The following is a 13,170-nucleotide window of genomic DNA, read 5'->3' as shown; positions in this document are numbered from 1 at the left end:
GTTGACGGGTACCGGTGTGTTGGACCGGTCAGCGGGTTCCCGTGTGGTCCCGCGGCACCGAAGGAGCGATCGTGCATCACAACCGTCTCAAGACCGCAGCGCTGCTCGGCCTGTTGACCTCGCTGATCCTCGCGGTCGGCTACTGGTTCGGCGGTAGCGGCGGTCTCGTCATCGCCGTGCTCGTCTCGTTGGTGATGAACGGCGTGACCTACTTCTACTCCGACAAGCTGGCCCTGCGTTCGATGAAGGCGCAGCCGGTCAGCGAGGCCCAGTTCCCCGAGCTGTACCGCATGGTGCGGGAGTTGTCCACGCAGGCCGGCAAGCCGATGCCCCGGCTCTACGTGAGCCCGACGTCGCAGCCGAACGCGTTCGCCACCGGGCGTAACCCGGAGCACGCGGCGGTCTGCGTCACCCAGGGCATCGTGGAGATCCTGGACTACCGGGAGCTGCGCGGCGTGATCGGGCACGAGCTGTCCCACGTCTACAACCGGGACATCCTGATCTCCAGCGTGGCGGCCGGTCTGGCCGGCATCATCACCATGTTGGCGAACATCGCCTGGTTCATCCCGTTGGGCTCCTCGGACGACGAGGACGGCCCGAACCCGGCGGTGCTGCTGCTCACCCTGATTCTCGGCCCGATCGCGGCCACCGTGATCCAGTTGGCGATCAGCCGCAGCCGGGAGTACCAGGCCGACCAGTCCGGCGCGGAGCTTAGCCGCGACCCGCTGGCCCTGGCCAGCGCGCTGAAGAAGATCCACATGGGTACGCAGGCCCGCCCGCTCGCGCCGCAGGGCCAGCTCGCCAGCACCGCGCACCTGATGATCGACAACCCGTTCAAGCGGGGCGGCGGCATCGCCGCGATGTTCGCCACCCACCCGCCGATGGAGCAGCGGGTGGCCCGGCTGGAGCAGATGGCCCGCAACTCCGGGCCGGTGCAGTTCCAGCGCTGACCCGTTCGTCTGTCACCTCCGCCCGCGTCCGGCCCCGGACGCGGGCGGAGTCGCGTTCGGGCCGCCTCCCGACGGGGCCGGTCTCAGGCCGGTTCGGGAATCCGGTCCAGCCGGGTGAACAGCCCCACGACGAGCAGCAGCAGCCCCGCCGCCAGATAGGCCGCGGCCGGACCGAACAGCGCGGCGGTGCCGCCGAGCAGGAAGATCCCGACGCCGGAGAGCATGATGTTGCCGGCCACCATGGTCGCCTCCACCTGTCCCATCCGCTCCCGGGGCGCCAACCGCGCGAACGTCGCCTGCGCGCCGATCAGCCAGCCGCCACCGGCGCCGATCAGCGCGTTCGCCACGGCCAGCGCCCAGAGCGGGGCACCGGTCACCACCAGCAGGGCGGCCAGCAGGAACGCGGTGCCGAGCGCGCGGGTGGCCAGGACCTGCCCGGCGATCCGGGCCAGCCAGCTCCGACGCCCGACCACCAGCACGAACACGGCCCCACCGAACGACGAGGCGGCCAGCAGCACCGGCCGCCAGGCCCCGCCGGTCAGGTCCGGGGCGAGCGTCTCCGGCAGCGCCCCGGACAGCGCGGTGGTCACCGTCAGCAGGGCCACCCCGCGCAGGACCGGATGGCCGGCGATGATCCGCAGGCCGGCGGTGGCGGGCGGTCGGGGACCCCGGCTCTCCTGCCGACCGACCGGCAGGCCGGCGAGCACCACGGCCGCGAGCAGGAACGACACCAGGTCGATCACCAGGGCCGTCCGGGGGCCGAGCGCCACCGTCATGCTCGCGCCGGCGACCAGGCCGACCACCTGGCCGCTCTGGTTCGCGAACGCGGAGAGCCCGAACAGCGGCAACCGCAGCGGCGCCGCCACCGCCTCCGCGGTGACCGCCACGTGCACGCTCGAATACCCGGCCCGGACCGCGCCGAGCAGCCCGGCGGCCACGATCGCCGGCAGCGGCTCGGGCACCACCACCGGTACGGCGATGAGCGCCGCGCCGGCCAGCGACAGCCCGACCAGCATGGTGCGTCGGGCCGGCACGTCCAGCCAACCACTGAACACGGTCGCGACCAGCAGCGCGGGCAGCGTCCGGGCGGCGTAGACGGCGGCCGGCCCGAGCACCGAGTCGGTCTGGTCGTAGGCGAGCAGCAGCAGCGCGGCGAGCCCGACGAAGTCACCCAGCTCGGAGATGCCCCGGGCGATCAGCAGCCGGGACGCCACCGGATGCCGGAAGAGCGCCCGGTAACCGGGCGTCGCGGGGTCGGTCATCGGGCTGACGGGTCCGCTGTCTCGACCCGCGACGGCGCACCCGCCGTGCCGCTCATCCGACCTCCGTAGACGCCGACGGCGACCCTGCCGCCGTTGGCATGGACTCAATTCGATGAGGAACCTACCCCGTACCGATCGGTACGGCAGCCCCTGTTTCCGGGCGGTGGTTCCGACCGCGTCGCGACGCCCGCGTCAGCTCGGCTTTCCGCAGAGCCGGGTCTGGGAGAACGGCGGTCCCGGCGGCACGTGGCCCCGCCAGACGTGGTTGAGGGTGATGGCCAACGTGGGGGCCTGCCAGGCGGCACCGAGCTGTTGGAACGTGCCGTACTCGCGCCGCCGCGACCGGATGTCCTCGCCGGAGAGGAACGCGATCGCCCGGTCGGTGATCGTCTTCTCTCCCAGCAGTCCCCCGTGCAGGGCGGGCACCTCGTAGACGGGGATCTGGGTGAACGGGCCCGGCGGGAGTTCGGTCGCGCTGACCGTGGGCAGGAAGGCGATCATCCGGACCCCGGGGACCGGGCACATCGTCTGGAACCGGTAGAACGGCGCGTGGTCCAGCAGCGAGCGGATGAACGGCTCGTCCGGACTGTCGCCGCCCCCGCTGAGGCGGGCCGCCAGCGCGAAGATCCCGCGTAACTGCCAGCCAGGGGCGATGCCCCAGCCCGTCGCCGCGTCCTCCGGTGGGTAGTAGTCGCGGGCAGCGCGGACCAGTGGGCTGAACATCAGCAGCGCCTTCACCGGGGAACTCGGCCGGTCACGCAGGTAGGTCCGCCCGACCATCGCCCCCTCGCTCTCGCCGAGCAGCGCCACCGGCCGGCCGGTCCGGGCGTGCAGCGCGTCCACCTGCCGGGCGAGCAGGACCGAACTGGAGTCGAGCGAGCGGTGCGTGTCCCGGGACTGGTAGGGCTTCGGACGACCGGCGGCGTCCGGACCGGTGTAGGAGAACGTCTCCACCGCCGGGTCGGCGGCGGGCCGCCCGTCGTACCGCGAGTTGTGCGGGCCGATCACGATCACCGCGTACCGGACCGAGGGGGGTAGCCGTCGGTCGAGCAGCAGCGGCCGGAACGCGCCCACCTGGTACGACGGACTCGACGTCACCGCCTGCGCCGCCAGCGGGATGGCCAGGGCGAGCACCACGACGAACGGGGTCACCGGCACCCGGGGCCAGTGGACCCGGGACGGCAGCAGCGCCGCGCGTACCGACCGGTTCCACAGCAGCCCGTTGGCGGCCCCGGCGAGCGCCGCCACCAGCAGCGTCCACCAGCCGGGCACCCGCCAGACCACCGCGCCGGCGATGGTGATCACCACGAAGTCGAGCAGCGACCAGCCGACAAGCGCCGCCGACGGCAGGCCGCGCCACCCGTGGGCGTTGACCGCCGCCCGTTGCAGGAACGGCGCGAGCAGCAGCATCGGCCCCACCGCGGCGAACACGAACCAGGACAGCGACACCACGCCGGCGGCGACGGCGAGCGCGGCGAACGGGGTGACGATCACCGCCGTCAACGCCGCGATCCCCAGGTTGCGCAGCAGGATGCGTCGGCGGTCGGGGCGGGTCGCCTCGACCGGCCAGGCGAGGCTCACCAGGGTCGCGGACAGCAGCCCACGCAGCCCGATGGCGATCACCAGCCCGAGCAGGTAGTCCTGCCAGGAGTCGTGGTAGACCAGCAGCCACCGCATGTCGTTGTACGAGTCGTACGGCCAGACCGCCGAGCCCTGCGGCGAGAGGCCCTCCGCGCTGCGGAAGTCAAGCGCCAGGAACAGCACGTTCTGCAGCACCGGGACGGCCGCGGCGAGCGCGACGAGCCCGAGCAACCTGCCCCTCGGGTGGCTCACCGCTCCTCCTCGACCCCGGTCTCCCTCCCCGACTCTCCGACGCCGGCTGGCCGCGCGGGACGGAATGCCGGAAATAGCTGGCGCGATCCGGGTGTGCCGGGCCACTGTGAGACAGCCGACCGTTCCGCCCGCCCTCGGTCGGCGTTAGGGTCGAAGGGCTTCTGACTCGTTACATCCCTGGAGGTCGACAGTGGCCGCGCTGCGCCAGTACCTGGGTGTCTGGCGGATCCCCGGCGCGCCGATGCTGTTGATCCTCGGCATCATCGGGCGGCTCGGGATCGGCATGACCCCGCTGGCGCTGCTGCTCGTGGTCGAGCAGGTCACCGGCCGCTACTCGCTCGCCGCCGTCGCCGGCGGCATCTACGCGCTCTCCGGCGCCGCGCTCAGCCCGATCGCCGGCCGGATCGCCGACCGGGTCGGCCCCACCCCGGTGCTGCTGGCCACCGCGCTGGCCCACCCGCTGGCGCTGCTCGGGCTGCTCGGCGCCAGCCGCTCCGACGCCGGTAACCTCGCCCTGATCTACCTCGCGGCGGGCGTCGCCGGTGGCACGTACCCGCCGCTGACCGCCGCCATCCGGGGCGCCTGGAACGACCTGACCACGCCGGCCAGCGGGCGCGGGCACCTGCGCAACACCGCGCTCGCGGCCGAGACCTCCCTGTTCGAGGTCGTCTTCGTGCTCGGCCCGCTGCTGGTGGCCGGCTTCGTGCTGTTCGCCGACGCGTCCACCGCGCTGCTCGGCGCCGCCGTGGTCACCCTGGTCGGCACCGGATCGGTCGCGCTCGGCCGGGTGATGCGCGCCTGGCGCCCGCACCCGCGCGAACACCACGCCCGGGGGCTCGGCCCGCTGCGGGTCGGTGGCTTCCCCGCGCTGCTGCTCTGCGTGGCCAGCCTCGGCATCGCGTTCGGCGCGTCCGGCGTGATCGTCCCGGCCTTCGCCGGCAACAGCGGCGCCGCCGACCCGGAGAGCCTGGCCGGCGTGCTGCTCGCCGTCTGGGGCATCGGCAGCGCCGCCGGTGGCTTCACCTTCGGGGTACGCAAGCCGGCCGCCAACATGACCCGCCAGTTCGCCTGGTTGCTCGGCGCGGTGGCGGCCAGCTTCGCCGTCTTCGCGGTGATGCCCGGCCCGGTCGCGCTCGGCGTCGCGCTGGTGCTCGGCGGCGCCGCCATCGCGCCCGCGCTCACGCTGGAGAACACGCTCGTCGGGCGGATCGCCCCGGCCGGCATGCTCAACGAGGCGTACACCTGGGTGGTGACCATGTCGGTCGCGGCGAGCGCGGCCGGCGGCGCGGTCGCCGGCCTGATCGTCGACCACGCCGGCGGCGTGCCGTGGGCGTTCCTCTTCGCCGGCGCGGCCGTCGCCGTCGGGGCCGTGGTCGCCGCGCTGCCCACCGGCCCGATCGCCCGCGCCGAGGCGTCCGCGGTCCGCGCCGAGCAGTCGCTCGCCGCCTGAGCCCCTCCTACCCTCTCCCTCGCGCCGCTCCCTCGCGTTGATCATGAAGTTGGCGGCAACCTGCGCCCGATTTGTCACCGCCAACTTCATGGTCAACGCGACAATTCCCGGGCCGGCGGAGCGCGCCTGCCCCGGCTGCCAGTAAACCCAGCGCGATGGTTCCGACCGCGCACACCAGCAGCGTGGGCCGCGCGCCCAGCGCGGCGGTCGCCGGGCCGCCCAGCATCGTGCCCAGCGGCACCGCCAGCACCGTCACCGCGCCGTTGGCGGCCAGCACCCGGGGCAGCTCCGCCGCGCCGGCCCGCCGCTGGAACAACGCGGTCGCGGTCGGCAGGTAGGGCGCCCAGACCAGGCCGGCCAGCGCGAACGCCGGCAGCGACACCACGACCGGCGCGCCCAGACCCAGCGGCAGCAGCGCGGCCCCGAACGCCACCACGATGCCGAGCAGCGTGGGTCGCAGCGGCCGGTCCCGCAGCTGACCGGTGAGCAGCCCACCGGCCAGCGACCCGACGCCGAACGCGGTGTAGTAGCCGCCGAGCGTCGCGGCGGACGCGTGCAGGTCCTCGGTCACGTGCACCGGCATGGCCACGTAGAACGGCCCGAACAGGAAGAAGAACCCACAGCTCAACGCCAGCAGGCCGAGCAGCGACCGGTCCCGGCCGATGACCCGGAAACCGGAGGTACGCGACGGGCCGGCACCCGCCGCCCGACCCGCGCGCCGCCGCCCGGCCGGGACCACGAGCCGGTAGCTGACCGCCAGCACCGCGAAACTGGCCGCGTCGACGGCGATCACCCACACCGCGCCCGCCCCGGCGATGAGCAGCCCGGCCAGCGGCGGCCCGACCACGGTGGCCGCCTGCCCGAACAGCCCGAGCAGCGCGTTGCCGGCCAGGTGATCCCGTTCCGGCAGCAGCTCGGCCACCAGCGTGAACCGGCCGGCCGACCCCCACGGGTGCAGCAGCGAGGAGGCGGCAAGCAGCGCCACGTACAGCCCGACGTCCAGCATCCCGGCGAGGTGCGCGACCGGGATCGCCCCCAACGCCAGCGCCCGCAGCGTCGCGTCCCAGCCGGCGAGCTGCGCCCCGCTGCGCCCGCCCAGCACGCGCCCCAACAGCACCGCGCCGGCCGCGCCCGGCAACGTGTACGCGGCCACCGCGAACGCCGTCCAGGTGCCGCGCTGCCCGACCGGCGCGAGTTGCAGCGCCAGCCACGTCACCGCGACCAGGGCCAGCCCGTCACCGAGCGCGGAGACCGCGAGCCCGGGAAGCAGCCGGCGCAGCACGGGTTGGGCGAGGACCGGGCGATAGGGGAGGAGCGGCATGGCTCCCACCCGACCGCATCCGGGGGTCTCAGCTCAACGAAGTTGCCTCAGGGCAGAAGAACCGCCGTCGGGTGGGGTGCCATCCGGGTCAGCCCGGCGCGAGCCGCGCCTGGTGCTGGTCGGTGCCGCGCAGGTAGCTGATGGTGACGCCGGACGTGCCGGCCAGCGCCTCGGCGAGGGTGACGCAGGATCGCAGTTCCGTGCCGTCGACGCTGGTGAGCAGGTCGCCCGGTCGTAGGCCGGCGGTGTCGGCGCGGCTCTGCGGGGTGACGTCGGTGATCAGCAGGCCGGGGGTGTCGGGCAACCCGACGGCGCTGCGCATCCGCCGGGCGAGATGGGCCGGGGCGAGCGTCATGCCGAGCGGGCTGGTCGAACTCTGGTGCTCGAAGCCGACGAGCAGCTTGCGCAACAGGTCGGCCAGTTGCTGCTGCTCGGCCGCGGTGAGCGCGGAGAGCAGCACCTCCTCGTTGGCGAGGTGGACCGGGGCGATGTCGTCGAACAGCGCCGCGCCCCGTTCGGTGAGGGTCACGACGGTGCCCCGGGCGTCCTCCGGGCTGGGCCGGCGGTCGACGATGCCCTTCTTGACGAGGCGGGTGAGCCGGACGCTGACCGTGCCGCTGGTCAGGCCGAGCCGGTTCATGAGCACGCTCTGCGGAAGCGTGTAGGGGACGCCGGCGCGGCGCAGGGCGGCGATGACGGTGAAGTCGGCGGCCGACAGGTCGTAGCGGGCGAACACGGTCGACAGTTCCTCGTCGAACCGGGTCCGGAGCCGGTTGAGTCGGGTGACGACCGCGATCGGGGTGACCGGGAGGTCGGGGCGTTCGGTGGCCCACTCGGCGAGGATCTGGTCGACGGAGTCCGGCACGGCCGGGCGGGGTGGCGTCCGGTCGGTGGGCGGGCTCTTGCGGGGCACCCGGTCAGCCTAGTGAACCGCTCGAACTCAAGCAATCGCGGTAAGTAGATCGGATGCATTGCTTGCGTCCAAGCAATGCACTCATGCATAGTGGCCGAGGCGAGTGGCGGCGCGCGGAGCGCCGCAGCCGGGGAGGAACGACCGTGAGAGACGGAGTTGTCGGCGCCGACGGTGCCGGCCATCAGGTGTCCGGGGAGATGGCCGGGCCGAGCGGCGCGCGGGTCGAGGCGTTCAGCGACGCCATCATCGCCATCGCCGCCACGCTGCTGGTCATCGAGCTGGCCGTGCCCGCGGCCGGGGCCGACGTGGGGCACGCGTTGCGCGAGGAGGTGCCGGCGTTCCTCACCTACGCCGTCAGCTTCCTCACCATCCTGATCTTCTGGGTCAACCACCACGCGTTGTTCGGGCTGATCCGGCAGGTGGACCGACCGCTGCTGTTCCTCAACGGCCTCGTGCTGCTGGGCATCAGCTTCATCAGCTATCCGACGGCGACGCTGGGACGGGCGCTGCAAGGAGGCGTGCACGACCGTGCCGCCGCCGTCTTCTACGCGGCCGTGCTGTGCGGCACCGCGTCGGCGTTCACCGGCATCTGGTGCTACCTGCGGGCCCGGCCCCACCTCCTGCGCGAGGCGGCACGTGGCGGCGTCCGGGTAGCGCTGCGGCGCAGCCTCGCCGGCCCGACCGCGTACGCGATCGCGATCGTGGTGGGTGCGGTGCACGCCGCCGCCGGCCTCGCGGTCTGCGCGCTGGTGGCGGTCTACTTCACACTGGCGCCGCGCGGGCTCGGTCGGGGAGGCGCGGCGTGAGGCTCGCGGTGCTCGGCGCCGGTGGGGTCGGCCGCGCCGTCGGCGCGGCGTGGCGGGCGGCCGGGCACGACGTCACCTTCGGGGTACGCGACGCCGACCGGCACCGCGACCTGCCCGGTGTGGCGCCGATCGAGGCGGCCGTGGACGGGGCGGCGGCCGTGCTCGTCGCCGTGCCGGGCGCGGCCCTGGCGGACCTGCTCGACACCCACGCCGGCAGCCTCGACGGCCACCTGCTCGTCGACGCGACGAACGTCCTCGGCGGGACGACGATGCATCAGCTTCCGCTGCTGCTGGCCCGGGTGCCACGCGCCCGCGTCTTCCGTGCCTTCTGCTCGGTCGGCGTCGAGGTCATGGCCGAACCGGTCATCGACGGGGCCCGCGCCGACCTCGTGTTCTGCGGCCCCGACGGGCCGGACCGGGTCCGGGTGGCGGACCTGATCACCGATGTCGGTCTCCGACCGATCCACCTGGGCGGGCTCGACGCGGCCGACCTGGTCGACGGCGTCACCCGCCTCTGGTTCGCCCTGGCCTTCCGCCAGGGCCACGGCCGACACCACGGGATCCGGGTGTTGACCGATCCCGGACGCCCCTCGTGAGAAAAACGGGAAGGAACAGCATGAGCCACAAGGATTTGAACCCGGTCAGCGCCGAGCGGCCGAAGCGCGTCGCGATCGTCATCTCGAACCCGGCCGTGTCCACCACGACCGGTTGGCCGGTCGGCTTCTGGTGGAGCGAACTCACCCACCCCTACTTCCACATGACCGAGCAGGGTTACCGGGTGGACATCTTCAGCCCGGACGGCGGCCCGTGCGTGGCCGACGCGATGAGCGACCCCGAGGACGCCAGCCGCTGGCAGGCCGAGGACGTGATCAGCCGCGGCTACCGGCACGACCCGGAGTTCGCCAAGCTCGTCGAGAACACCCGGCCGGTCGCCGACATCTCGGTGGACGCCTACGACGCGCTCGTCGTCGCCGGCGGCCAGGGGCCGATGTTCACGTTCGACACGGCCGAGAGCCTGCACCGCACGTTCGTCGAGTTCTTCGAGGCTGGCAAGGTGACGGCCGCGCTGTGCCACGGCACGGCGATCCTGCGGTACGCCCGATTGTCCAACGGGGAGCCGCTGGTGAAGGGCCGGACGGTGACCGGGTTCGCCAACGTCGAGGAGGACTTCGCGGACCAGGCGGTGTGGGACGCCGGCGGATTGCCGCGGGGCACGCACGTCATGCCGTGGCGGATCGAGGACGAGCTGCGCCGGCTCGGGGCGAACTTCATCCAGGCCGGGCTGTGGAAGGGCTTCGCGATCCGGGACGGCAACCTCGTCACCGGTCAGCAGAACTTCAGCGGCACCGAGACCGCCAAGGTGATCATCGAGGCGCTGGGCCGGTGACCCGCCCGTCGTCCCGCGCGGTGCGACCTCGCGCGGGACGACCGGCGACCGGTGTTGGGGGCGAGCCTCCGGTCCCGTGGTCAGCCGACCGCGACGCGGGCGACCGGCCCGGTCGCGGGGACCGGGCCGTGGTCGGCGACCCTGGCGCGCCAGGACAGCAGCAGCGTCAACGCGACGGCCACCGCGACGATCGCCAGCCCGTTGATCCCGGCCCAGAGCGTCGCCAGCTCCCGCAGCGTCGCGGCGTCCTCGGCCGGGTCGCGGAAGCGCGGGTTCACCGAGGAGATCAGCACCGCCTTCGCCGCCACCGCGACGGCCAGCGCGGCCAGGGCGAGCCGCAGCCGACGGACCACCCAGCCCGGTGCGCCACGGGTGGCGAGCCGGTGCGCGAGCACCGCGACGAGGACCACCCCGAGTGGCGCCCAGGGCAGGTAGTAGTACATCGGGCTGCCGGCGTCGAGGGCACCCACCGCCTCGCCGGGCTGCGGCCGGGCGAGGACGGCGACGTTGCTGACCAGTTCCTCGTAGAGATTGCCGAAGAGCTGTACGGCGAGGCAGAGCGCCGCCGTCAGGGTGAGCGTCCGGGTGGACCGGAGCAGCGCGACCCTGGTCGCGTCAGGGGTGATCGTGGACATGGAACCTCCCAAGAATCAGTTGCCTGATACTCAGAGTATCAGGCAACTGATTCTCGCTGCCACGTCAGCCGCGCTCGGTACGGTGGAGCCGTGACGAGCCGTACGCCCGGGCGACCGCCCGACGAGTTCCTGGAATACCGCCTGGTCCGGTTGGCCGGCCGGCTGGAACGCCGCTTCGCCTCGGCGCTCGCCCCGACCGGGCTCTCACCCCGCCAGTTCAGCGTGCTGACGGTCCTCACCGAATCGCCCGGCGTGACCTCCGCCGACCTCGCGCGGGCCGTGCTGACCACACCGCAGAGCATGGGCCCACTGCTGGACCAGATGGAGACCCGAGGGTTGGTCGAGCGGACCGCCGGCCGTGGTCGGGGCCGAGCCGCGCCGATCCGGGTGACCGACACCGGAGCGGCGCTGCTACGGGAGGCGGCCCGGTTGGTCGACGCGCTCGACGACTCCACCCGGCGGCGGCTCGGCGAACGGGACCACCGGGAGCTGAACCGCCTCCTGGCGATCCTGGCCGAGCACGTCGGCGACGACTGACGCCGGCTCCCCTAGCGGTAGTTGGTGAACTGGAGCGCCACCCCGAAGTCCTCACCCTTGAGCAGCGAGATGACGGCCTGAAGGTCGTCCTTCTTCTTGCCGGTGACGCGGAGCTGGTCGCCCTGGATCTGCGCCTGCACGCCCTTCGGGCCCTCGTCGCGGATCTTCTTGCTGATCGCCTTCGCCTTCTCCGTGTCGATGCCCTGGATCACCTTGGCGTCGATCTTGAAGATCTTGCCGGACGACCGGGGGTCGCCCGCGTCCAGCGACTTCATGGAGATGTTCCGCTTGATCAGCTTCTCCTTGAAGACGTCCAGCGCGGCGCGCACCCGCTCCTCGGTCTCCGCCTGGAGGCTGATCGCCTCCTCGCCCGACCAGGAGATCTCGGCCCCGGTGCCGCGGAAGTCGAACCGCGTCGCGAGCTCCTTCTCCGCCTGGCGGAGGGCGTTGTCGACCTCCTGGCGGTCAACCTTGCTCACGATGTCGAACGACGGGTTCGCTGCCATGATCATGCTCCTGCTGTCCGGCGGTGTGTCCTGATCCGTCCCGCACTGACCAGCGTGGGACCCCCTGACGGTACCCCGTTGCGCAGGGGCCGGGGACAACCGCTATCCTTGCTTCCGCTGCCGCGTCACGACGCGGTGGGTGCCCTGGCGGGTTGCCCGAGCGGCCAATGGGAGCGGACTGTAAATCCGTCGCGAAAGCTTCAGAGGTTCGAATCCTCTACCCGCCACCAGGTGCAGATGCGGCCCTCGAACAGCGTGACGCTGATCGGGGGCCGTTTTGTTGGTCTGGAAGGCAGGGCGGAGTGGGACATGAGTGGCACTGGATGGGTGGCCCGCTATATCGGGTGCTCGCGTTCTCTAACTTGCTCGCGACGACGTACCGCTGGAAGAGCATGAGGGCCGAGAAGGGGGTATGCCTTGCCTGGCAAGCCCCTCTCGGATGTCGAAGTTCAGTTGCGGGAGTAGTCCTTGACGAACTCGACGAAGGAGCCCCAGTGGGCCGCGCTGAACGTTAGCGACGGGCCGGCGACGTCCTTGCTATCGCGCACGCCTACGACGCCCGGAAGGTTGTCGGCGACCTCGACGCATGCGCCCTCGTTCGCGCTGTAGCTGCTCTTGCGCCAGCGGGCCGTGGCCATCTCAGTCATCATAAGTCTCCTTGATCAGGGCGCCCACCAGATCCTCGGAGGCGCGTTCGTCCAGGGCAAGGTCCCACAGAGTCTCCCAAGCCGAAGAGTAAGTCTCTACCTCGCTCGGCCTATCGAGGTAGATGCTGCCGGTCATCGACTCGCCGTAGACGGTGCTGGGCTCGGCGGGACGAGTGCCCTTCGTGGGAAAGTCAAGGATCATGAATGCCCCGGCGACGGACGCCCGGTGTGGGCCGACGCTCGCCGGCAGCACCCGGACCTTGATGTTGCTTGCCTGGGTCCCGTTGACCAGATGGGCCAACTGAGCCCGCCACGCGTCCACATCGCTGATGGGGCGACGAAGAACTGCCTCATCAATGAGGGCTTCGAAGAGCGGCGCTGCCGGACTCCTTCGCACGAGCAGCTTCTGCCGCTCCATCCGGAAGGCGACCTTCTGCGCCACCTCCTGCGGCGTTCGACCGGGTTTCGTCTTGAAGACCTCAGACATGTACTCGGGTATCTGGAGCAGCCCTGGCACCAGGTTCGGCTCGTAGTGCCGGATGTGGCGAGCCGCCGCTTCCAGCCCCACGTACAACTCGAACCATGCTGGGATGACGTCGCCGTAGGAGTGCCACCAGCCCCGGCTCTTGCTCTCCCGGGCGAGCGAGACGAGGACTTCGGTCAGGTCGGTGGAGGTGCCGTAGAGCTGACACATGAGGTTCACGTCGTGGGTGCGCAGTGAGGTATGACCGGCCTCCAGCCGATACATCTTCGCCCGCGACCACTCCAGCGTCTTCGCGGCGGCTTCCAGATTGATGCCGGCTTCCTCGCGCGCCTGCCGCAGCAGCCGACCGAGTTGTCGACGCGGGACGGAAGATCCCGTCTCGGCCATCTGATCCCCAATCTCGCCTCAACCGCCTGTGTGTCTCACTTCAGCCACCCTG

General features: G+C 72.1%; 14 protein-coding genes and 1 tRNA gene. 7 read left to right on the top strand and 8 right to left on the bottom strand.

What is annotated here, in order from left to right:
• Positions 1 to 71: 71 nt before the first annotated feature.
• Positions 72 to 950 (top strand): zinc metalloprotease HtpX, encoded by an 879-nt coding sequence (gene htpX, locus OG767_RS28695; RefSeq protein ID WP_281938157.1) that lies wholly within the window; start codon positions 72 to 74, stop codon positions 948 to 950.
• Positions 951 to 1,033: 83 nt separating this feature from the next.
• Here the strand turns inward: htpX and OG767_RS28690 are convergent, their stop codons facing one another.
• Together OG767_RS28690 and OG767_RS28685 are read right to left on the bottom strand one after the other, a co-directional pair.
• On the bottom strand, positions 1,034 to 2,212 hold the full coding sequence (locus OG767_RS28690) for a hypothetical protein (RefSeq protein WP_405091263.1): 1,179 nt from the start codon (positions 2,210 to 2,212) through the stop codon (positions 1,034 to 1,036).
• Positions 2,213 to 2,404: 192 nt separating this feature from the next.
• Entirely contained in the window at positions 2,405 to 4,045 is a 1,641-nt protein-coding gene (locus OG767_RS28685) for a hypothetical protein (protein WP_405091262.1), read from the bottom strand.
• A 190-nt stretch (positions 4,046 to 4,235) separates the two neighbouring features.
• On the opposite strand from OG767_RS28685, the gene OG767_RS28680 reads away from it, so the two are divergent.
• On the top strand, positions 4,236 to 5,495 hold the full coding sequence (locus OG767_RS28680) for an MFS transporter (protein ID WP_405091261.1): 1,260 nt from the start codon (positions 4,236 to 4,238) through the stop codon (positions 5,493 to 5,495).
• A 7-nt stretch (positions 5,496 to 5,502) separates the two neighbouring features.
• Here OG767_RS28680 and OG767_RS28675 read toward each other — a convergent pair whose 3' ends face one another.
• Entirely contained in the window at positions 5,503 to 6,816 is a 1,314-nt protein-coding gene (locus OG767_RS28675) for an MFS transporter (protein ID WP_405091260.1), read from the bottom strand.
• 88 nt (positions 6,817 to 6,904) lie between these two features.
• Positions 6,905 to 7,729 carry a MarR family transcriptional regulator gene (locus tag OG767_RS28670; protein WP_405091259.1) on the bottom strand — a complete coding sequence of 275 codons (825 nt, stop codon included), beginning with the start codon at positions 7,727 to 7,729 and terminating at the stop codon, positions 6,905 to 6,907.
• Positions 7,730 to 7,872: 143 nt separating this feature from the next.
• Between OG767_RS28670 and OG767_RS28665 the strand changes: the two genes are divergently transcribed.
• From OG767_RS28665 to OG767_RS28655, 3 genes are read left to right on the top strand one after another with little or no spacing between them, the layout of a single operon-like run.
• Complete coding sequence (locus OG767_RS28665) at positions 7,873 to 8,535, top strand: TMEM175 family protein (RefSeq protein WP_405091258.1); 663 nt, start codon at positions 7,873 to 7,875, stop codon at positions 8,533 to 8,535.
• Positions 8,532 to 9,131, top strand: a complete 600-nt coding sequence (locus OG767_RS28660; protein WP_405091257.1) for an NADPH-dependent F420 reductase — start codon at positions 8,532 to 8,534, stop codon at positions 9,129 to 9,131. Before OG767_RS28665 ends, OG767_RS28660 begins: the two co-directional genes overlap by 4 nt.
• Before the next feature lie 20 nt (positions 9,132 to 9,151).
• Entirely contained in the window at positions 9,152 to 9,922 is a 771-nt protein-coding gene (locus tag OG767_RS28655; protein WP_405091256.1) for a type 1 glutamine amidotransferase domain-containing protein, read from the top strand.
• Between the two features lie 80 nt (positions 9,923 to 10,002).
• Here the strand turns inward: OG767_RS28655 and OG767_RS28650 are convergent, their stop codons facing one another.
• Positions 10,003 to 10,557, bottom strand: a complete 555-nt coding sequence (locus OG767_RS28650) for a hypothetical protein (protein ID WP_405091255.1) — start codon at positions 10,555 to 10,557, stop codon at positions 10,003 to 10,005.
• Positions 10,558 to 10,647: 90 nt separating this feature from the next.
• On the opposite strand from OG767_RS28650, the gene OG767_RS28645 reads away from it, so the two are divergent.
• A complete protein-coding gene (locus OG767_RS28645; protein WP_405091254.1) occupies positions 10,648 to 11,094 on the top strand; it encodes a MarR family winged helix-turn-helix transcriptional regulator in 447 nt (148 codons plus the stop codon).
• Positions 11,095 to 11,105: 11 nt separating this feature from the next.
• On the opposite strand, the gene OG767_RS28640 is transcribed toward OG767_RS28645, so the two are convergent.
• Entirely contained in the window at positions 11,106 to 11,600 is a 495-nt protein-coding gene (locus OG767_RS28640; protein WP_107157492.1) for a YajQ family cyclic di-GMP-binding protein, read from the bottom strand.
• A 146-nt stretch (positions 11,601 to 11,746) separates the two neighbouring features.
• Between OG767_RS28640 and OG767_RS28635 the strand changes: the two genes are divergently transcribed.
• Positions 11,747 to 11,830: transfer RNA gene (locus tag OG767_RS28635), tRNA-Tyr, on the top strand.
• A 219-nt stretch (positions 11,831 to 12,049) separates the two neighbouring features.
• Here the strand turns inward: OG767_RS28635 and OG767_RS28630 are convergent.
• Positions 12,050 to 12,247, bottom strand: coding sequence for a DUF397 domain-containing protein (locus OG767_RS28630; RefSeq protein ID WP_405091253.1), 198 nt, complete (start codon positions 12,245 to 12,247; stop codon positions 12,050 to 12,052).
• Positions 12,240 to 13,118 carry a helix-turn-helix domain-containing protein gene (locus tag OG767_RS28625; RefSeq protein ID WP_405091252.1) on the bottom strand — a complete coding sequence of 293 codons (879 nt, stop codon included), beginning with the start codon at positions 13,116 to 13,118 and terminating at the stop codon, positions 12,240 to 12,242. The genes OG767_RS28630 and OG767_RS28625 overlap by 8 nt, the downstream gene beginning before the upstream one ends.
• Positions 13,119 to 13,170: the final 52 nt, after the last annotated feature.

The sequence above is a fragment of the Micromonospora sp. NBC_01392 genome, from assembly GCF_045040125.1.
In the GTDB taxonomy this organism is placed as follows: Bacteria; Actinomycetota; Actinomycetes; order Mycobacteriales; family Micromonosporaceae; genus Micromonospora.
This window is presented reverse-complemented; position numbering and strand designations above follow the sequence as displayed.